At 62.9% G+C, this 18,703-nt stretch carries 17 protein-coding genes and 1 tRNA gene; 7 read left to right on the forward strand and 11 right to left on the reverse strand.

Features of this window, described 5'->3' with window-relative positions; genetic code table 11:
• Positions 1-40: 40 nt before the first annotated feature.
• Positions 41-116: transfer RNA gene (locus JXQ94_RS08480), tRNA-Lys, on the forward strand.
• A 778-nt stretch (positions 117-894) separates the two neighbouring features.
• Positions 895-2,019 (forward strand): alpha/beta hydrolase, encoded by a 1,125-nt coding sequence (locus JXQ94_RS08485; protein WP_421923335.1) that lies wholly within the window; start codon positions 895-897, stop codon positions 2,017-2,019.
• 90 nt (positions 2,020-2,109) lie between these two features.
• On the opposite strand, the gene JXQ94_RS08490 is transcribed toward JXQ94_RS08485, so the two are convergent.
• The 3 genes from JXQ94_RS08490 to JXQ94_RS08500 form a co-directional block, all read right to left on the reverse strand.
• Entirely contained in the window at positions 2,110-3,813 is a 1,704-nt protein-coding gene (locus JXQ94_RS08490) for a methyl-accepting chemotaxis protein (RefSeq protein ID WP_421923336.1), read from the reverse strand.
• 121 nt (positions 3,814-3,934) lie between these two features.
• A complete protein-coding gene (locus JXQ94_RS08495; RefSeq protein WP_421923337.1) occupies positions 3,935-5,944 on the reverse strand; it encodes a TonB-dependent receptor plug domain-containing protein in 2,010 nt (669 codons plus the stop codon).
• A 30-nt stretch (positions 5,945-5,974) separates the two neighbouring features.
• The gene (locus tag JXQ94_RS08500) at positions 5,975-6,484 is read right to left on the reverse strand and encodes a hypothetical protein (protein WP_295695100.1); all 510 of its coding nucleotides are present in this window, start codon (positions 6,482-6,484) and stop codon (positions 5,975-5,977) included.
• A gap of 287 nt (positions 6,485-6,771) precedes the next feature.
• Here JXQ94_RS08500 and JXQ94_RS08505 point away from each other — a divergent pair, with 287 nt between their 5' ends.
• Positions 6,772-7,266: a paraquat-inducible protein A gene (locus tag JXQ94_RS08505; RefSeq protein ID WP_421923338.1), complete on the forward strand. Its 495-nt coding sequence runs from the start codon at positions 6,772-6,774 to the stop codon at positions 7,264-7,266.
• A 3-nt stretch (positions 7,267-7,269) separates the two neighbouring features.
• Here the strand turns inward: JXQ94_RS08505 and JXQ94_RS08510 are convergent, their stop codons facing one another.
• Positions 7,270-7,743, reverse strand: a complete 474-nt coding sequence (locus JXQ94_RS08510; RefSeq protein ID WP_421923339.1) for a MarR family winged helix-turn-helix transcriptional regulator — start codon at positions 7,741-7,743, stop codon at positions 7,270-7,272.
• 84 nt (positions 7,744-7,827) lie between these two features.
• On the opposite strand from JXQ94_RS08510, the gene JXQ94_RS08515 reads away from it, so the two are divergent.
• Positions 7,828-8,472 carry a fumarylacetoacetate hydrolase family protein gene (locus JXQ94_RS08515; protein WP_421923341.1) on the forward strand — a complete coding sequence of 215 codons (645 nt, stop codon included), beginning with the start codon at positions 7,828-7,830 and terminating at the stop codon, positions 8,470-8,472.
• A gap of 3 nt (positions 8,473-8,475) precedes the next feature.
• Complete coding sequence (gene maiA, locus JXQ94_RS08520) at positions 8,476-9,123, forward strand: maleylacetoacetate isomerase (RefSeq protein ID WP_421923343.1); 648 nt, start codon at positions 8,476-8,478, stop codon at positions 9,121-9,123.
• On the opposite strand, the gene JXQ94_RS08525 is transcribed toward maiA, so the two are convergent.
• Together JXQ94_RS08525 and JXQ94_RS08530 are read right to left on the reverse strand one after the other, a co-directional pair.
• On the reverse strand, positions 9,120-9,944 hold the full coding sequence (locus tag JXQ94_RS08525; protein ID WP_421923344.1) for a hypothetical protein: 825 nt from the start codon (positions 9,942-9,944) through the stop codon (positions 9,120-9,122). The two genes, maiA and JXQ94_RS08525, sit on opposite strands and share 4 nt — an antisense overlap.
• Positions 9,945-10,044: 100 nt before the next feature.
• Positions 10,045-11,214, reverse strand: a complete 1,170-nt coding sequence (locus JXQ94_RS08530) for a DUF418 domain-containing protein (RefSeq protein WP_421923345.1) — start codon at positions 11,212-11,214, stop codon at positions 10,045-10,047.
• Positions 11,215-11,356: 142 nt separating this feature from the next.
• Here JXQ94_RS08530 and JXQ94_RS08535 point away from each other — a divergent pair, with 142 nt between their 5' ends.
• The gene (locus JXQ94_RS08535; RefSeq protein WP_421923346.1) at positions 11,357-11,623 is read left to right on the forward strand and encodes a hypothetical protein; all 267 of its coding nucleotides are present in this window, start codon (positions 11,357-11,359) and stop codon (positions 11,621-11,623) included.
• Between the two features lie 173 nt (positions 11,624-11,796).
• A complete protein-coding gene (locus JXQ94_RS08540; protein WP_421923347.1) occupies positions 11,797-13,842 on the forward strand; it encodes a hypothetical protein in 2,046 nt (681 codons plus the stop codon).
• A gap of 30 nt (positions 13,843-13,872) precedes the next feature.
• Here JXQ94_RS08540 and JXQ94_RS08545 read toward each other — a convergent pair whose 3' ends face one another.
• Genes JXQ94_RS08545 through JXQ94_RS08565 form a run of 5 tightly spaced genes read right to left on the reverse strand, consistent with a single transcriptional unit; the run spans position 13,873 to position 18,560 of the window.
• Positions 13,873-14,502, reverse strand: a complete 630-nt coding sequence (locus tag JXQ94_RS08545) for an ABC-type transport auxiliary lipoprotein family protein (protein WP_421923348.1) — start codon at positions 14,500-14,502, stop codon at positions 13,873-13,875.
• Complete coding sequence (locus JXQ94_RS08550; RefSeq protein ID WP_421923349.1) at positions 14,499-15,449, reverse strand: MlaD family protein; 951 nt, start codon at positions 15,447-15,449, stop codon at positions 14,499-14,501. The genes JXQ94_RS08545 and JXQ94_RS08550 overlap by 4 nt, the downstream gene beginning before the upstream one ends.
• A 3-nt stretch (positions 15,450-15,452) precedes the next feature.
• Positions 15,453-16,226 (reverse strand): ABC transporter ATP-binding protein, encoded by a 774-nt coding sequence (locus tag JXQ94_RS08555; RefSeq protein WP_421923350.1) that lies wholly within the window; start codon positions 16,224-16,226, stop codon positions 15,453-15,455.
• Positions 16,223-17,368 carry an MlaE family lipid ABC transporter permease subunit gene (locus JXQ94_RS08560; protein WP_421923351.1) on the reverse strand — a complete coding sequence of 382 codons (1,146 nt, stop codon included), beginning with the start codon at positions 17,366-17,368 and terminating at the stop codon, positions 16,223-16,225. Before JXQ94_RS08560 ends, JXQ94_RS08555 begins: the two co-directional genes overlap by 4 nt.
• Before the next feature lie 19 nt (positions 17,369-17,387).
• The gene (locus JXQ94_RS08565) at positions 17,388-18,560 is read right to left on the reverse strand and encodes an MFS transporter (RefSeq protein ID WP_421923352.1); all 1,173 of its coding nucleotides are present in this window, start codon (positions 18,558-18,560) and stop codon (positions 17,388-17,390) included.
• Positions 18,561-18,703 lie beyond the last annotated feature (143 nt).

The following is an 18,703-nucleotide window of genomic DNA, read 5'->3' on the forward strand; positions in this document are numbered from 1 at the left end:
TACACGTCACACGCGTATTTTCCGCCGCTTCCCAACCGGCGCGCCTATAGCTCAGTTGGTAGAGCAGCTGACTCTTAATCAGCGGGTCCTAGGTTCGAATCCTAGTGGGCGCACCAACCTTTTCAAATAGATACGGCAATCGATTCGGAACGAAGTTGGAACAGATATGACATAAGAAAGTCTCCGGAGACTTTCTTGCACCGCAACAAAGCCGAAACGAGGTTGAAAACGGCGGTCGATGCCCGAATCACTTCATCGCAAGCCCGAAAATTCCGAGCTCCTGGTTCGAGACCTACTGGCCCTCATCAAACTATGGTGATACCTTAGCGACGTGACGGCTGAGGGCTTTCGCCCCCAGCCGTCTGCAGGTGTAACTCGTCAGCGACGAGATACTCGCGCCAGCCGAGTGGGTGCGGTGAGGTTCAAATCAGCCGCACCCCCGGCATGTTCAGTGAACTCACCGAACTCACAGAGTATAGCAGCGATTTAGAAATGAGACTTCAGGATTAGACCGATTGTCCACAACCATTTCTTGATTGCACGCTAATTTATTGAAATATAACGCATTTTTTATCATCGATTGTGGAAAACTGGTGCCAAATAGGCTTTTACGCGCACAGTTCCGGGACTGCCTAGGGTACACGAAATTAATGCAACTTTGTACCTCGGAGACTTTTAAGTCGCTGATTTCATTGAGTCCTCTAAAAACTCTTAATCAGCGGGTCCAAGGTTCGAATCCTTGTGGGCGCACCAATTCTCCGACCTTGCAGCAAACCCATGCCCCCGAATTTCTGGCCGGCGGTCTTTGCATGCCTGCCCGGCCATTGACGGGCGGGAGCGGCTGCGTTGATCTTTGCGATCGACTGTCCAGAACCGCCGAAAGTCATCGCTGCGATGCATCTACACCCCGTCAAATCATGCGTTGCCCTCGCCCTGGCACTGTTCACACTCACAGCCTGCACCACCGCGCCGGCTCACTTGCCGATCGTGCCGACCCATGTGGCGGCGGGTGTGAGCGAGCCGATCCTGATTGCGACGACGCGGGCATCGAGTGAGGATCCCGATATTCGCCTGACGCCGGGGCGCGGTGAGCTGTCCTTCGCCAGGGCCGATGTCTGGGTTCCTGCCAACCGGCTCGCAGGCGAAATCACCCATCCCTCGCTGCCGGCCGATCCGACGCGTGAATTTGCGCTCACCGGCTATCAGGCCGACCTCGCTCCGGAAGCCTGGTCGGCCATGCTTGACCAGCATTTGTCATCCATGCCGCTGGCCGAACGGCAGGTCTTCGTCTTTGTCCACGGCTTCAACACGCCCTTCTCGGACGGGCTGTATCTGAACGCCCAGATCCTCAATGATTTCGGCGTGCGGACGGCGGCGGTGCATTACGCCTGGCCCTCGGCGGGCCATTGGCCGGCCTATCTCTACGACCGAGACAGCGCGCAATTTGCCCGCGATGGTCTGGTCGAGACCCTCGAGCGCGTGTCCGACAGTCCGGCCTCCTCGATCATCCTCCTCGCCCATTCAATGGGGTCAATGGTAACGATGGAGGCACTGCGCCAGCTCAGCCTGGAAGGCCGGGCAGATGTCCTGTCCCGGCTCGACCCGGTCATCCTGGCCTCGCCTGACATTGATTTCGATGTCTTTCTGAACCAACTCGACGCGATCGATCCTCCGCCGGCGCATCTTGCCGTCCTGGTTTCGGACCGCGATCGCGTCCTGGCCCTGTCCGACTCGCTGCGCGGTGGCCACCAATCCTGCCTGGGAATCGGCCGTCAGCGCGACGCGCTGGTTGAACGGGGTATTGCAGTGATTGATCTGAGCGAATTGCGCGACGGGACGCTGCTGGGTCATGTCGACTTCGCAACATCTGAAACCCTGATGCAATTGGCTGCGAGCGGTGCGCTGTCAGAGGCCCTGAACGGCGAGCCGGGCCAGGCGCGGGAGAGCGGGCTGGGTGCCCTGGCCGACATCGCTGCGCGGATCATCTACCTGCCGGCCCGCGCGCTGGGCGAACGCTAGCACAGCACCGATATCCAGACAGAAAAGCGCCCGGACCGAGGGGGGAGAGGTCCGGGCGCTTGTGTTGCAAGGCGACATCGGGGGGAGAGGTCAGCCAGCCTCGCGAACCTCGGTGAGGAAAGTTTCCACCGTGGAGTTCAGTTTTTCGGCACGCTCGGAAACCGTCCTGACCGCGCGCAGCACGTCCTGGGACGCATCACCGGTCTGGCGGGCCGAGCGGGACACCACATCGACATTGTCAGAAACCGCGCGCGCACTCGTCGCGGCATGGGAGACCGAGCTCGAGATCTCACGGGTCGACGCACTCTGCTCTTCGGCGGCGGCGGCAATGGCCGATGCCGAGCGGGAGATTTCGCCAACCGCACGGGTCACATCCTCGATCGAGGAGGAAGACGACGCGGCGGCATCCTGGATCGCCTGGATCTGGTCGCGGATATCGTCCGTGGCCTTGGCGGTCTGGGCAGCAAGCGACTTGACCTCGGAGGCGACGACCGCGAAGCCCTTGCCGGCTTCACCGGCTCGCGCCGCTTCGATCGTGGCGTTCAGCGCCAGCAGGTTGGTCTGCTCGGAAATATCGTTGATCAGCTGGACCACATTGCCGATTTCCTGCGCCGCGGCGCCGAGATTGTCGACAACGGTTCGAACCGACTTGGCGCGCTCATCAGCCTGGCTGGCCATGTCCGAGGAGCCCTGGATCTGCTGGGTCACTTCGGCGATGGAGGCCGTCAGCTCTTCAGAGGCCGCCGCAACCGACTCGACATTGGCCGATGCCTGAGCTGCCGACGAGGCCATCTGGCCAGACTGCTCGGACCCCTCCGTCGCGGCTTGCGACAGCTGTTCGGCAATCGCCGACATCGAGGAGCAGGCCTCGTTCACTTCGCCCAGCATGGACATGACTTCGGCGTCGAAAGTCTGGGCCAGGTCATTCAGCTTGGCCGCGCGGCGCTCATTGGCTTCAGCCTGGGCGCGCTGTTCCTTTTCAAGTTCCTCGGCCTGCAGGCCCTTCTCGCGGAAGCGGCTCAGGCTTTCGACGACAGCGCCCAGCTCGTCGGAGCGCTCAAGCGCCGCGATGTTGAGCGAGTAATCGCCATCGGCCAGCGTTTCCGTGGCCGCGGCGATCTTGCGCACCGAAGCCGAGATCTGACGGCCGAAGATAACTGCCAGGGCAATCAGGGCAACGCCGACACCAATGGTCAGACCGATAAAGAGAAAGATGGAATTGCGGACACCGGCCTGCGTGGCAGCGGCATCCATGCGGGCCAGGGAAGCACCCTCCATGGCGAGGTTATCGAGGTCCGAGCTGATCTCGGCGAAGACGGCATCGAAGGGCTGCAGGAAAGCGACCGAGCTGGCGAAATCGAGCTCCAGCATCTGGCCGACGAAATCGAGCGCGTCCTTGTAGAGGGCGAGCTGCTCGACCAGGCTGTCGAACGTGTTCGTGCCGGCGGCAATGTCCGCACCGGACACCTGGAGGTCGGCGATGCGGGCAGACAGGCCGTCAACGCGTGTCCCCACGGCATCGAACTCGGCCATCACATCGATCGGATTGCCGGCAGCCTGGGCGGTGACCACAGCAAGCACGTCACTATTGATGGTCTGCAATTCGGACTTCAGATCGGTGAGTTCGAGGGCTGCGTTCATTTCGCCCATCGCACGTTGCTGGCTGTCAGACCCGTTCTGCAGGGACCAGGCCCCGAGACCGGCAACCGCGATCAGTGCGATGATCGCCGCAATCGGTGCGACCGCGAAGGATTGCGCGATCGTCAGCTTGAATAGTGAAGTTAACTTGCCCATTGAACTCTCCCAGGTGACATCACCGATTGGCGGTTTTGTCGATGCTCAGACAATTCGCCCGAATCGCTAAAGTCAGGGTTAACGCCCCGGCACCATTCAGCGCCGGGGCGTTCATTTCATATTAGAAGCTGCTGGTCAGCGAGGCCCAGACCCGGCTTTCATTGAGGTGATTGGTATTCGTCACCTCGCCGTCGCCAAAGTTCACGTTCTGGGCGTTCAAGGCCACCGAGAGCCAATCCGTGAGGTCATACTGACCCCGCAGGGACAGAGCGACCTGGCTGTCGATTGCTTCGCTGGTGACAGCGCCGAAGGCCGGCTGCATCGGCATATCGACCGACGAGACATAATTGACGTAGCCATCAACCGTGAAGCGACCACCGGTCCAGCCCAGATGGGCGTTGACCAGATGCGTCGGGGTCGCCCCTTCATAGTCCTGGGGCGTGAAAACGCCGAAGGTCAAAAGGTCATCCTCGACCGACTGGTAGGTGTAGGAAACATCCCAGTTCCAGCCATGCTCCATGTCGCCAGCCAGTGCGAATTCCGCGCCGGAGACTTGGGTGTCGCCGTGATTGCCGAACAGGTAAACCGGGACCGGAGCGGTCGGCGGGAACACCACTGGAATGACGCTCGTACCACCTTTGACGTCCGTGGTTTCCTGATGGAATACCGCGGCACGAAGGGTGATGTCAGCCGTCAGGTCGCGGTCGTAAGCGATCTCGTAATTGGTAACGACCGAAGGCTCGATGCTCGGGTCACCACTGACCGAGGCCGTTCCGAAGAAGAGCGTGAAGCCCACATCGAACATCGTCGGGGCCTGCACGCCACGTGCCGCCGAGAAACGAACCGTTCCACCGGCCTCTGGGCGCCAAACAAGGGCAGCATTGTAGCTCAGCTCTTCGATGGAGCGGTCATAGTCTGCTTGCACAAACGGATAACCGCCTGGGTTCGGGGACGCGTCACGGCTCCATTCGACGCTGTCGTAGCGCAGCGCCAACGTCATCCCCAGCTCATTGCTGAACTTGTGGCTCCACATGGCGGAGAGAGCGCTGGACGTGTAGCCAAAATCGCCGTCTGTCGCGTCCGGGAAGGAGCCGGCTTCGGCGTCACGATACTCGACAGAAAAACGGATCGTGTCGCTGGGTGACAGATTGATGAGATCCTGGACCCGGAACACCGTGATCGAGCTCTCCATCGAGCCGAAGTTGTAGGCGATTTCGGATTCATTGCGGGACGCGAAGAATGTCAGGAAGCCGAAGTCGGTATCCGCTTCCAGACCCGCCTGGTAGGAGTTCAGGTCATATTCCGTACCACCGGCAAGGTAGATCGAGCCCGTCTCTGCCAGCGTCACGTCGGACGTCGTGACTTCCGCATTCATGCTGACCTTGTCGTTGAAACGGAAGGTGGCTGCGATCGCGGCATTTTCACGGCTGAACTGGTTGCCGGCTGCGGCGATACCGACCGCCTGAGCGTTCGGGGCATACGGGGCAAACTCGTTACCCTCCTGCGCGCCGTAGCTGAAACGTGCCGAGAAATTCTCGGTGAACTGACGCCCGCCAGACAGCGACACGTTGGAATACTCATCGGTCCCGATATCGGCCCGGGCCGTCGCATAGTCACCATGAGCCGGGTTGCGGGTGATGATATTGACCACACCAGCGACCGCGTTGAAGCCGTAAAGGGCAGATTGCGGGCCCTTGACCACTTCGATCTGCTGGATGTCGGCCATTTCAACCGGCAGGCTCGACCAGGCGGTATAACCATAGCTGTCGAGATAGACTTCGCGGCCATTCACCAGCACCAGGAGGCGCGGCGTGTAAGGCGTTGCGGCGCCGCGGATCGAGACCTGACCGTCGCCGAAGGCATAACGGTTGAAATTGACACCTGCAAAGTGACGAAGGACGCCCGGAATGTCGTACTCCGGGAAGCGCTCGATATCGTCCTGGGTGATGATGACCATCGTGGCCGGGACGTCTGATGCGCGCTGCGGAGCGCCGGTTGCGCCGGCGGTGACAGGCTCACCAAACAGATCGCTCATGGCGGTGTAGTCAAGGGTCTGCGCGGCGGAGGTGGCAGAAAATGCGACGCTCAGCGCAAGCACCGAAATCGACGTTGTGAGGAATTGGGTCTTCATGGCTAGTACTCTCTCAAACTCTGTTTGCGCTTAGATTTCTTCGATCATCATGGCGAAGGCGGCGGCGAAGGAGACCGACGAGCTGTCGGCTGCACCGCGATTGACGACGATCCGCACGGACGGGGCGCTCTGCACACCCATCACGCACTGAGCGCTTTCAACGCAGCTCATGTCCGTGGAAACGGTCATCACGCCGGCCGAGCTGGCGGCGGAGAAAACGCCGCCATCGCCGGCAGCAGCGCCGAGCAAAACCGCAGCATCGGCACCGCCGAGTGACCCGCTGTCAGCCATCGGCACAAGCCGGGCATTGAGCGTGACGCGACCGGCGGAAAGACCGCCCGCCATGGCCGAGGCCAGAGCCTGGGCTTCGGCTTCGCTTGCCGCGTCGTATACGATCGCGACCGTGCGATCCGAGCCGCTGGCGCCTTCGACGAAGCTCAGCGCGCGGCCGATCACTTCGAGATCGCGCTGGGTCGTCTCGGCCATGGCCGGCGTTGTGAAGAGAAGACCGGCCAGAGCCGGCAGAATGAATTTACGCATTGGGGACACCCCGTCCTGTTCCATATGTCACCGCATGGCGGCGTATGAGGTCGAAGTACAGGAGGGTTATTAACCACGACTTTCGGGTGAGTAATTGGATATTACCAATGCTTGCAATGCGGCATGACCAGATGATGTCACTCAATTTTATGTTGCATCGACAATTTTAATAAAGAAAAGGTTTCACCACCTCCAAGTATAGCGAAGACCCAAAGGGCGGTAGCGGGTGCTGTCGAAAAGCCTCTCACCGCCGCTTTTCTGCCGCCTTCATGGGTTGGGATGGTGTCATGCAGCAGCGCGAACCAATCAGGAATGATGCGGTGGCAACCGGCTTGCTGTTGCTTGCCAGCGTTCTGCTGATACCCGGCCTGATACTTCCGGCGCTGGAAACGCGGCATCTTGGGCTGTGGGACGACCAGCACTCCATCCTCTCATTGGGCCGTTCGCTGCTTGTCGACGAAGAATGGTTTCTCGCCCTTGTCGTACTGACCTTCTCGATCGCCGTGCCGCTCGCCAAGCTGAGTTGGATGTGGAGGCTGCAATTTGCGCCACCGCCATCGGGACTGAAGAGGCATGAGGACGCGATAGGCTGGCTCCAGAAGCTGGGCAAATGGTCCATGGCAGACGTATTGGTGATCGCGCTCGTCGTATTCAGCCTGCGCGACAGTCTCCTTCTGCAGGCACGCCCGCTGATCGGCGCCTATTGCTTTGCGATCTCGACCATCCTCGCGATGCTCGCCGCCGGGCGGATTGCGACGAATTACCGGCGCCAGGCCATCTGAGCGTCAGTCGGACGTCGAGCCGGACAGCAATTCCCCGGCGCGGCGCCTCAGCTTGTCCAGCATGTCCGCCAGCATTGCGGCTTCCGCATCGTCGAGCCCGGTGAGCAGTGCGGCTTCCGCCTCGAGTGCAACGGGCGTGATCTCGCGATAGACCTGCAGCCCGGTATCGGTCAGACGCAAATCCCGAGATCGCCTGTCGGTGACGCGCTCGGACCGGTTGACCAATCCGCGCTCGACAAGCGCTTTGACAGCCCGGCTCACCGACACCTTGTCCATGGCGGCGATGTCAGACAGGGATTGCGCGGTCATCGGCGCGGCCTCGCCCAGAAGGGCAATCACCCGCCATTCCCAGATCGTCAGTCCGAACCGGTCCTGATAGGCACGGGCGACGAGGCGCGACACCTGGTTCGAGGTCACGGCCAGACGATAAGGCAGATAGTCGCGCAGGCTGAGCGCAGGTGGGTTCGGATCCGTCATGACCCAGACCTGCCGGATGCGGGGAGCAGCTGCAAGACGTTTGTTGGCTCGACGGCGTGAGCCTTCCTCGGCTATCGATAGCCCATGATCGATCTCATCACCTGCCCCGCCCCGCCCCGCCTCGTCCTTGACGGCGACAACCGCCATTTCCCGGTCGGCCGGGTCTTCTGCATCGGGCGCAATTACGCCGATCACGCCAAGGAGATGGGTGAAGCTGCAGAAGCGATCTTCTTCACCAAACCGGCCAGCGCCATCACCACTGCGCCCACCCTGCCCTATCCCGACGAGACCGAGGATCTGCATCACGAGGTGGAACTGGTCCTGGCGCTTGGCGCGGGCGGAGCGATTGTCGCCAGCGGAACCGGCGTCGACCTGACCAAGCGCGACCTCCAGGCGCGCCTCAAGGCGAAGGGCGCGCCCTGGGAAATTGCGAAGGGCTTTGATCGGTCAGCCCCCATGGCCGCGCTGAGGCTCGGCCCGCCGCCATCGGCCGGGGCGATAACCCTGAGCGTCAATGGCGAGATCCGCCAGTCCGGCGATCTCGATCAGATGATCCTGCCGCCGGCGGCCTTGCTCGCCCAATTGGCGCGCTATTTTACGCTACAGCCGGGCGATCTGGTTTTCACCGGAACCCCGGCCGGTGTCAGCGCCCTGCTGCCCGGCGACGCGGTCTCCGCGCAGATTGACGGCTTGCCGTCGCTTGACTTCACGCTGACCGAAAGAGGCTGACCCATGACCACCAAGCTCTATGGTTACTGGCGTTCCAGCGCCGCCTACCGGCTGCGGATCGCCCTCAATCTCAAGGGCGTTGCCTACGAGCAGGTTCCGGTCAACCTCAAGGATGGTGAACAACGCGGCGATGCCTGGCTCGCTATCCAGCCTCAGGGACTGGTCCCGGTTCTCGAGCATGACGGGGTGCGCCTGCTGCAATCCCCGGCCATTCTGGAATGGATTGACGAAACCTGGCCTGACCCGGCTTTCCTGCCGCGCGACGCAACGGCCCGCTGTCAGGCGAGAGGCTGGGCCTCCGTCATTGGCTGTGACATCCACCCGCTTCAGAACTTGCGCGTGCTGAAGGCTGTGGCCGGCGATCTTGGTCAGGGGCCTGATGGAATGAAGGCCTGGGCGCAACGCTGGATGAGGTCCGGCCTCGACGCGCTCGAGACGCTGGTGAAGGCCGCTCCGCGGACCGGTGAATATCTGGGCGGCCAGACTCCCGGCCTGGCCGACATCTATCTGGTCCCACAGGCCTATAATGCCCGGCGTTGGGGTCTCGACATGGCAGACTGGCCAGCCCTGGAAGCGGCGGACGCTGCCTGCTGCGCCCAGCCGGCCTTCCGGGACGCTGCCCCGGAAAACCAGCCCGACGCAGACGGCTAGGCCCGGCGCACTTCCCAGAAGCTGTTCACGATCTCCCACTCTCCGGCCACCCGCAGGAGGAACAGCCACTCGGTCCGGTCGGCCGCATCAATGCGCGCTGCGCCGGTCGCCTGGGTCGCCTCGAACACCGTCACTTCGGACGCCGCTGCTGCGGCACCCGCGCGGTCGAGATGGATGGCAATGGTCTCCAGGGTTTCCGGTGCCAGGTATTCGCGGTCGCCACTGCGATCGACATGACGGCGGTCGAAATCCGGATAGACAGAGGCCGTCACAGCCTCGGCATCGCCGGCATCCCACGCCGCGGCGTAGGTTTCGACGAGGTCACCGATCGCGCGCATATCGTCGGCGCGACCGGGATTGTCGAGCCAGTCAAAACCACCATAGGCGCAATTCACGAGGGTCCACTCGCCATTGATGCGGGTGCCGACGAAGAAGTCATACCAGTCCGTATCCGCGGTCAGCTGGAACACACCGGTATCGGCGGTGCTGTCAAAGAAGCGGACATCCACGGTCGAGGTGATGGGGTCCAAATGTCCATCGGCATTATACAACTCGCCAAGGACCTGCAGGTCGCCCGGGGTCAGGTTCTCGATCACCATGCGACCCCGGCCCTGGAAGTTGGGGCGCAGGCCGAGCTTCGACAACTCCGGATGCACCGTGGACAGGACCTGCTCGGCATCGCGGGCATAAAAGCCGCGGGCAAAACGGTCGGCCAATGGCTCGAGCGCGGCTTCGGTAACCGGATCGTCCGCCAGGCTGACCGACGTCAGTCCCAGCGGAGTCAAGGTAAGCGTTGCGAGTGTGGCAAGTGTTCGGATCATGGTTCTGTCCCCCGTGTGAGTGCGACCACACATGTGCCATGCCCGTGACCGCAGGCACGTTTATTCGGGGCAATCTCAATCAACTGACTGTGATCCAGGCCTAGCGTCTCAGCCGCGCGAAACCTCGATTGGCCAAACCGTCCAGCAACCATTCCACCGGCCCGGACCGCAAATACCGATCGGTGAGCCAGACCGCTCCCACCTGGACGCCGGTCAGAACCACGCCAACCGCAAAGAGCGCGGCAGGGTCCAGTCGTCCGAACAGGGCCAGACCGGGCAATCCGGAAAACAGAAGGGTCAGAACAATGATCTGGCCGACATGGACGCTCAGCCAGAGATGCCCGGCCCGGATGAAGAGGAGCTGGACCGGCTCGGCAATACGAAAGCGGATGGCAAGCACGACAAGAGCGGCATAGCCATAAGCAAGCAGCAAGGCCGCGAAGGTGCGCGCCATCAACCCTTCCCAGGCCTGCGAGGGCGCGAAGGCAACACTCATGGCCTGCACCGCACTCCAACCGCTCAACGGCAGCCCGATCCCGAGCGCGATGGCGGCACTGATTACCAGGGGCATGACCGGCCAGCGTCCGCCCCAGAATCCCCGCTCCACAAGTTCCATGCCCAAAAGGACCAGACCCAGCACACCGCCCCCCAGAAAGAAGAACTCGACCAGATGGAATTGCAGGGCCGTCGCCATATTGTGCGGCAGATGGGACCAGAAGCCGGACTGGTGCGCCGCCTCGATCGCGGCGATGCGGCCATCATCCAGACCCAGCAGATCGGGCAATCCCATCGTGTCGGGCAAGAGCGCGGTAATACCGATCCCCGCGAGAATGATCAGGACCGTGCCGCCAATCAGCGCCACCAGCGAGACCCAGCGCGTGACCGGCGGCAACGCCCTCATCGGCAGGGCAATCATCGCGGCAAGCGCCATCACAGTCAGCAACTCGCCATGCCAGAAGAGATAGGCCAGACCGAGCCCCAGCAGGCACAGCCATCCCAGGCCAGGCTTGTCGCCACTGCCCTCGCGCAGGGCGAGCGCCGAGCCGAACAGGACAATCAGGAGGATATTGAATACCCAGGCGACAAAGGTCTGGCCGGCCCACCAGGCAAGGCTGTCCAACGGGCCGGGCATTGCTGTCTGCAGCGGCAAAAGATCGGCCGCCGCCCAGACATGCGCAAAGCCCGGCAGGTTTGCGAAGAGCAGGCCAAACACCGTCACGCCAAGCATGATCAGGATGCCAGCCTCTTCCCCTTCTTCACCTGCGTCCATGCCTGCTCCTGCGGGCCCTGCCCCATTTCCGCCGTCTTCTTACGAAGACTTCATGAAACTCTCATCTTGCGTGAATTGTCTTCACCGTATGCAGGTCCCACGCACATATTCAATCCTTTGGACGTTCGGGCGCACACCAGACATGGTCCAGTTTCTGATATCTCTCATCGAATGGTTCGCGATGGTGGCCCTGTCATCGGTCGGCCTGGACACGTCTGGCTCGACCGAATGCGGCTCGGCGCCGGCGCCTCAGCCCGCCGAGTATCGCGAAGCGGTAATGGTCCTGGGTGATAGCCAGCCCGGCCACTGGACCAAGATCAGCCTCGATCCGTGCGCACAATGGACACCGATCCGCGACAGCCAGGAACTGCCGGAACTCCTGGCACCGCCACTGGTCTATACCAGCTAGCGTCCGGTCGCGGGCCGACGCCCACACGACCTTTCCGCTGCAAATATTGAATTTGCATAGATTATCTGTGTGCCTCGCGCGCATCTCCCCCTATTCTCTGCCATATTGAGCCCAACCGGCACGCCCGCGCGCGCGGACGGGCCGTACACGGAATACAGCCAGCCAGGCCCGAAATGACCGAGACCAGACAAGACCACACGATCGAACTCGCGGAGATGACCGTGTCCGACGAGGACAACCCGGCACCGGTAGCCCCGACAGGTGGCCATGCGCTGACAGCGCCCGCCAGCCAGGACACACATGGATCCGACGCACCGCCGCGGGGCGGTAACTGGCTGGTCTGGCTGGGCAACAGCTTCGCGCTTTGCTGGGTTGGTGGAGCCAGTGCCTATCTCTGGGCCTATCTGGGCATCCAGTCCTTCGAGGCTCTGGGCCGCTACAGCTTTGGCCAGCTGACGGGCCTGTCGGTCTTCGCGCTCCTGCCTGCCCTGATCTTCATCATCGCCGGCATGATGGCGCGCGAAATCGTCCGGAGCTCTGCCAATACGCGCCGGGTCGAACTGGCCATCCGCAAACTGGCCGAGCCGGCGCAATATGCCCGGCACGAAGTCCAGACATTGTCCGCCGCCGTGTCCGGCGAGGTCGAGCGGATCAATTCGGCGCTGGAAAGCGCACTCGCCCGCCTGGCGGCGATGGAAGAGGTGATCAGTCACCACGCCGAGTCCCTTGAACAGTCCGCCACTGATGCCCGCGACCGCACCGAGAGCCTGCTCAAGGGTTTGCGCTCGGAACGCCTGCGCCTCGGCGAGGTTTCGGAATCGCTGGACGACAAGGCCGCGCTGATCGCCGCCGCCATATCGGATCAGTCCAAAATGGTCGCGGCAGCCGCAGAACTGGCTGCCAGCCAGGCCTCCGACAGCGAGAAGCGGATACGCGCCAGTGTCGATGATCTCAAGGAGGCCGGCAGCGCCGTAACCGAACGCAGCGACGCCGCGGCCCTCGTCATCTCCGAACGCAGCAGCCATTTGCGCGAATTGTCGGATGGCCTCAAGGAGCGCTCCGAAAATCTCGACGCCGCTTATGTGAAGCATCGCCAGCGCCTGGCCGATGCCGGCGAAGCCTTGCGTCAGGAGCAGGAGAAGATCGCCGCCGCACTCGACTTCCACAAGGCTGAGCTGGAAGTCATGGCCTCGACAGCCCGGGATGGTGCCGACGCGTTGAATTCGGCCGCATCAAACGGCGCTGTCGCTTTCCGCGAAGCCGTGGAAACCGCGATCGAGCGCGCTGACGGGATGGCGGGCCGGGTCCGCGCCGAGACCGAGAGCGCGGCGCAGGAACATGAATCCGCCCTCGCCCGCCTTGTCGCCTCAGCCCAGGAAGCCAAGTCCGTCTCCGAAGCCGCGATTGAGGCGATTGAAGCCCAGGCCGACATTGTCGCCAGCAAGGTCGAACAGACCAATGAGGCGGCCTATGAAGCGGCGCGCCGCTCCGACGAAGCCTTCGAACTGCGCCTGGCGGAAGCCGACAAGCTGACCAAGCGCGCCTCCGTGGCTGCCGATGAGGCCGCTGATTCCGTGCGCAAGCGGCTCGAAAGCGTCCTTGCCGCGGCGCGCTCTGAAACCCAGACTGTCGAGCGTCATCTCGATGCCATGACCGAACGCCTGTCGGAAATGCCCGGCATGGCGCGCGACCGGGCCCAGGAAGCGGCCGACACCCTGCGCCGTGGTCTGGAGGGCCTGAATGCTGCGGCAATGGCAGCGGCCGAAGAGGCCCAGGAGATCGATGCCGCCTTCCAGGCCCGCATCCGCCAGAATTACGAATTGCTCTCTGACTTCATGCTGCGCATGGGTTCGGTTGCTGGCGGTCGGCGCGCGCCGGAGCTGGCGAGCAATGAACTGCCCGACCCTCTGGCCGGCCGCAAGCCGCGGCGCACGGCCACGTCAGGCGATGATGGGGCAGCGGCCGAGCCGGAAAGCGATACAGGGGCGGCTGACGATATGACGCGACCGCTCGGACACTCCGAAGCGTCCACCCAGCCGCGGGCAGACAATGCCGTTGGCTTCCCGGAGCGCGGCGGACGGCGTCCCGGCGGTTCCGGCAGCGAGCCGGGCTGGCGCTGGAAGGATCTGCTCTCATCCATGCCCGATGACGAAGACGCCCCCGCACCCAAGCGCGGAAACCGGGGCGGCAAGACGGACCCCGACTCGGACGACAGCTAGAAACGCCGCGCTGCGCACCGGGTTGGACGGCTAGTTGTCCGCGGCCTGCGTGCGACTGGCGGTCCAGTCAGCAATCTCGCTGCTGGCCTCGCGCGAAGCCTGGTCGAAGGCAGCGACAATGGCCGTGGTCCGGTTGGCGCTGGCACGCACTTGCGCGGTCACCACACGGGCACCGGCAAATCGGCGACCACGCTCCGCGACCAGGCGAGCGGAAAGCCGAACCCGAATGATCGGCGCAGCGTCTTCGCCGCGATCATAGACAGCCTCGAATTCCTGCATATCAACGCGCAGCTCGTAATCGGCCCGAACCCCGTCATCCGCGCGTGTCGGGGCCAGTCCGGACTGACGCGCATTGAAGGTGTCGATCACCAGGCTCTGAAGCAGGCGCGGTGCCGGAGAAATCCAGCGTGCTCCATGGATATAGGCGAGGCTCGCCCCGTCCTGGATGATGGCGATCTGGTCGCCGGACAGCCCGCGCGGGGCGTTCGGTGTATCGATCTCGATTATGGTCCAGGTCTCACCGGCCAACTCCGCCGGCTCCGGCGATGACAGGCGATAGACGGAGACCGGTTCCGCTTCCGGCAGCAAGGAAACGCAGGCGGAGACCGACAGCGCGCTCAGCCCGACAAGGGCCGCCCGGATGTAATGCGATCCGCTCATTGCGGCACCTCCACGGTTTCACGGGGCGCTCCGGCGATGAAGCTCCCCGGATTGCTTTCAACCTCGGACGTGATCCGCTCGAGCGAGGCAACAACGCGCCGCAGGTCGGAGAGAGTCCGGTTGAGATCCTCGATGCCGCTATCGGCCAGGCTTTCCAGCGCCGGCTGCAGGGTGAGAACAATCTGGTTGGTATCGGCGGCGGCCTGGTTCACGGCCATGGCCGCGAGGGTGGTCTCATTGGTCGCCAGCGTCATTTCATTATTGAGGAAGGCTTCCGCCGTCACCCCGAAGCGTTGCAGCGAGATCGCCGCCTCATTCATGCCCTGGGCCGCCGTATCGATACTGGCGAGCGTATTGCGCATGTCGGTGATCAGCGCCTCCTCCTCGGAGAGCCGGTCGGTGATCTCGCGCAGATTGGTCAGCGTCGCCGAGACCTCATCCACATTCTGCTCCGACAGGAGGGCTGTCAGACGGAACAACGCCGTTTGTGCGGCGTCGAGCACATCCTCGGACCCCTCGACCAGGCCTTCCAGCTGCGCCCGGCGGGCAAAGATGCGGGGCGGCGGGCGATTGGCCGGGCTTTCCAGGCGCTGGGCTTCCGGCGTGCCGCCGGTAATCAGGACATAGGACAGGCCGGTCAGTCCCTGCGGCTCCAGCTGGGCTTCACTGTTCACCCGGACCGGCGTCTGCGCCAGCACGCGGATACGCGCGATCACCCGGCTTTGATCATCGAGCTCCAGATCCGTGACTTCACCCACCTGGATGCCGTTGAAGCGCACTTCGCCGCTTTCGCGCAGGCCGCGGACAGGTCCGTCGAAAACGATGTCATAGAAGGCATACTCCTCGTCAAAGGAGACCTTGCCGAGCCAGAGGGCGAAGAAGCCACCGGCCGCCAGCAGGAGGACAGCGAACAAGCCGACCAGGGCGTGATGGGCTTTGGTTTCCATGGTCTAGTTCTCCTTGGCGGCCAACGCGGCGCGCCCGCGTGGTCCGTGGAAGTATTCCTTGATCCAGGGATGGGGATTCCCCAACAACTCCCTGATTGGCGCGACAGCTTCAACCCGCTTGTCGGCCAAAACCGCGACGCGGTCACAAATCGCGTAAAGACTGTCGAGGTCGTGTGTGATCATGACCACAGTCAGGCCCAGGGCATCGGACAATTCCCGGATCAGACTGTCGAACGCCGCCGCCCCGATCGGATCAAGGCCGGCGGTCGGTTCGTCGAGAAAGAGGATTTCAGGATCCAGCGCCAGCGCCCGCGCCAGGGCCGCACGCTTGCGCATGCCGCCGGACAATTCGGAGGGAAAGCGATCCGCCGCGCCCGGATCAAGACCGGCCAGGCCGATCTTCATGCCGGCGATCTCCTCCATGAGCGAGATTGGCATGTCGATATGCTCACGCAGCGGCGCCATCACGTTTTCCAGCACGGAGAGCGAGGTGAACAGGGCCCCGTTCTGGAACAACACGCCAAGCCGGCTGTCGATCCGGCGTCGCTCGCGTGCCGACATGTCAGCCAGGCGTTGCCCGTTCAGGCGTATTTCGCCGCCCTCAGGCCGTTTGAGCCCCAAAATGGTGTTCAGCAATACCGTCTTGCCGGTACCCGATCCGCCGACAATGCCGAGAATCTCACCGCGATGGACGTCCAGATCGAGATGCTCGTGGACGACATGGCGCCCGAAAGCGCTGCGCAGATTTCGGACCGAGATGAGGATATCGTCGGTCAAATCCCCAACTCCAGATACATCATCGCAAAGAGGGCCTCGAGCACGATGATGGCGAAAATCGATTGGACCACCGACGCCGTCACGCGCCGTCCCAGCGACTCCACATCGCCCTGCACCTGCATGCCCTGGCGACAGCCGATAATGGCAACCACCATTCCGAATACCGGCGCCTTCGACATGCCAACCCAGAAATGACTGATATCGATTTCGGAATGCAGGCGCGTGAAAAACAGCGCGGGCGATATATCCTGCGCAGACCAAGTCACCAGCATGCCGCCGAATATCCCGGCAACCATCGCACCGAATGTCAGAAGCGGCGCCATGAGCACACAGGCTACAACCCGCGGCAGGACGAGCGCTTCATAGGGGTCGAGGCCCAGCACACGCATGGCATCGACTTCCTGCTGCATTTTCATCGCGCCGATCGAGGCCGTGAAGGCACTGTCCGAACGGGCGGCCAGCATGATCGCGGTGATCAGCACCCCGAATTCGCGCAGGATGGAGAGGCCGACCAGATCGACCGTAAACACCGACGCGCCAAAGCTCTGTAACAGGGTCGCCCCCATATACGCGACAACAGCGCCGATGAAGAAAGTCAGGGTGGCAACAATGGGCAAAGCGTTGACGCCCACTTCTTCCATTGCCCAGACGGTAGGCGTCAGGCGAAAACGCCAAGGCTGAAGGAAACAGGACGCACCGGTGGTCAGCGTCTTTCCGAAAAAGGCAAAGGTGTCGACCGCCTCGAGATAAGCGGCCTCCAGCCCCGCGCCGATCCGGGCCAGAGCCTTGATGAAGCCGAAGGTCGTCACCTCTTCCGGTCCGCAAATCTGGGTGCGCTGGCGGACTTCCTCGATCAGACGCCGGACCGTGCGATGCTCGCCGACAAAATGGAAATCCGCATCGGGGGTCGGACATCGCCGCGTCGCCCGGCCCAGCAGATAGGCTCCCGACGTATCGACCCGGCCAAGATGTCTGACATCCACAATGATATTGCAGGGGTCGGCCGCATTCTCGACCGCACGGATCGCGCTGTCATGACGACCGATCGTGTCAACGACCCAATCGCCATGCGGTTCCAGGATCGTGCGCTCGCCCTCCTCGCGCACAACCAGTTCCGCCCTCGGCGATGATTCGTCCCGCATTCCCCTCATCATGCAAATCCTAGTCGATATTTTCCCGGCGCGGGAGTGAAGAAACGCGATGCAATCCGAACGCCGCCACCAGGCCCAACAAGCCAGGCGCCAACATGAAAGCGAAACCACCTACCCCGAATGACGCAAAGGCATAGCCCGACAGGGTCGACATCGCTGCCAGTATGATGCCACCGGACAAGGCTGAATTGAGGCCTTGCGACAGGGCCGTCTGATCGTCTGGCATGTCCCGGGCGGTAAACCGCAGAAAGCCCACATAGGTGGCGGCGAAGGTGAGCGCATGCAAGGCCTGCAGGGGAAACAGTGCCCAGACAGGCGGGGAGAGCGCAGTCAGCCCCCAACGAACCAGCGAGGCCAGCCCGCCCAACATCATCAGATGAGCCGGGCTGAGACGCCCGAGCCAGCCCCGCCCGGACAGCCAGAGGAAGGCGATCTCGAAAGCCACCGCGAAGGCCCAGAGCGTGCCGACCATGGCACCGCTGATACCCTGCTGGGTCCAGGCATTGGCCGAGACGACATAGTAGAAGGCATGTCCCGACTGGATCAGGGCCGAGGCGGCCAGGGCGAGGCCCAGCGGGCCGGCCAGGCGACCGCGCAATTCCTTCCACTCATCGGGTCGCGGGATATGGGCGGTCGGCCGGTGCCCCGGCGGCAGCCAGGCCGCAGCCAGCGCCATCAGCCCGCCGGCAATGATCACCCACGCCAGCACACTCTCGGTGCCGGTGCGGTCAATAAGCGCGCCAGCGGTGAAATTGGCGACGATAAAGAGAGCCGAGCCGAAGGCGCGCACCGGGCCGAATTCGAAGGCATGATCGCGGGCAGCGCGGATTGCGAACGCGTCGGTCACCGGGATCTGGCCGAAGACCAGCGCGCCGGCCGCGAAGGAAAGCACGACCAGGAGCCAGGGCGAGTCGACCGGGATATGCAGCGCGAAAACGACCACGCTCCCGATGGCAAAGGCGAGAATGGGATCCCGGTGACGCACCGCACGGTCGGCCCATCGCGCGCCGATTGGCGAGACCAGGGTCCGCCCGATCATCCCGGCAGCGAGGATCCAGCCAATCCATTCCGGCGACAGGCCACGCCCGTCCAGCCAGCGCGGGAAATAGGGCAGGAACGCCCCGAACATGAGATAGAAGGCGCCATAATAGGTGGCGAAGCGCAGGGCTGTGGGTTTGACCATCATGACTTCCTGATCGCGTGCTTCGCTGCAGCGCCGCATTTCCCGGCTAGAGCGGCTTGGCGAACAATGTTCACTTCTATAGGTTCGCGTTTCAATTGCCACCGCCGGAATCACGCCTCATGGATGGACATAACCTTGTTTCC

The organism is Maricaulis maris, assembly GCF_049116555.1.
GTDB classification, from domain to species: domain Bacteria; phylum Pseudomonadota; class Alphaproteobacteria; order Caulobacterales; family Maricaulaceae; genus Maricaulis; species Maricaulis maris_C.

Excerpts from the sequence above, each read along its gene's own strand:
- JXQ94_RS08495 (WP_421923337.1), bottom strand. The coding sequence starts at position 5,944 with ATGAAGACCCAATTCCTCACAACGTCGATTTCGGTGCTTGCGCTGAGC.
- JXQ94_RS08565 (WP_421923352.1), bottom strand. The coding sequence starts at position 18,560 with ATGGTCAAACCCACAGCCCTGCGCTTCGCCACCTATTATGGCGCCTTC.
- JXQ94_RS08550 (WP_421923349.1), bottom strand. The coding sequence starts at position 15,449 with ATGGAAACCAAAGCCCATCACGCCCTGGTCGGCTTGTTCGCTGTCCTC.
- JXQ94_RS08535 (WP_421923346.1), top strand. The coding sequence starts at position 11,357 with ATGGTCCAGTTTCTGATATCTCTCATCGAATGGTTCGCGATGGTGGCC.
- JXQ94_RS08515 (WP_421923341.1), top strand. The coding sequence starts at position 7,828 with ATGATCGATCTCATCACCTGCCCCGCCCCGCCCCGCCTCGTCCTTGAC.
- maiA (WP_421923343.1), top strand. The coding sequence starts at position 8,476 with ATGACCACCAAGCTCTATGGTTACTGGCGTTCCAGCGCCGCCTACCGG.
- JXQ94_RS08505 (WP_421923338.1), top strand. The coding sequence starts at position 6,772 with ATGCAGCAGCGCGAACCAATCAGGAATGATGCGGTGGCAACCGGCTTG.
- JXQ94_RS08485 (WP_421923335.1), top strand. The coding sequence starts at position 895 with ATGCATCTACACCCCGTCAAATCATGCGTTGCCCTCGCCCTGGCACTG.
- JXQ94_RS08500 (WP_295695100.1), bottom strand. The coding sequence starts at position 6,484 with ATGCGTAAATTCATTCTGCCGGCTCTGGCCGGTCTTCTCTTCACAACG.
- JXQ94_RS08510 (WP_421923339.1), bottom strand. The coding sequence starts at position 7,743 with ATGACGGATCCGAACCCACCTGCGCTCAGCCTGCGCGACTATCTGCCT.
- JXQ94_RS08490 (WP_421923336.1), bottom strand. The coding sequence starts at position 3,813 with ATGGGCAAGTTAACTTCACTATTCAAGCTGACGATCGCGCAATCCTTC.
- JXQ94_RS08545 (WP_421923348.1), bottom strand. The coding sequence starts at position 14,502 with ATGAGCGGATCGCATTACATCCGGGCGGCCCTTGTCGGGCTGAGCGCG.
- JXQ94_RS08530 (WP_421923345.1), bottom strand. The coding sequence starts at position 11,214 with ATGGACGCAGGTGAAGAAGGGGAAGAGGCTGGCATCCTGATCATGCTT.
- JXQ94_RS08525 (WP_421923344.1), bottom strand. The coding sequence starts at position 9,944 with ATGATCCGAACACTTGCCACACTCGCAACGCTTACCTTGACTCCGCTG.
- JXQ94_RS08560 (WP_421923351.1), bottom strand. The coding sequence starts at position 17,368 with ATGCGGGACGAATCATCGCCGAGGGCGGAACTGGTTGTGCGCGAGGAG.
- JXQ94_RS08540 (WP_421923347.1), top strand. The coding sequence starts at position 11,797 with ATGACCGAGACCAGACAAGACCACACGATCGAACTCGCGGAGATGACC.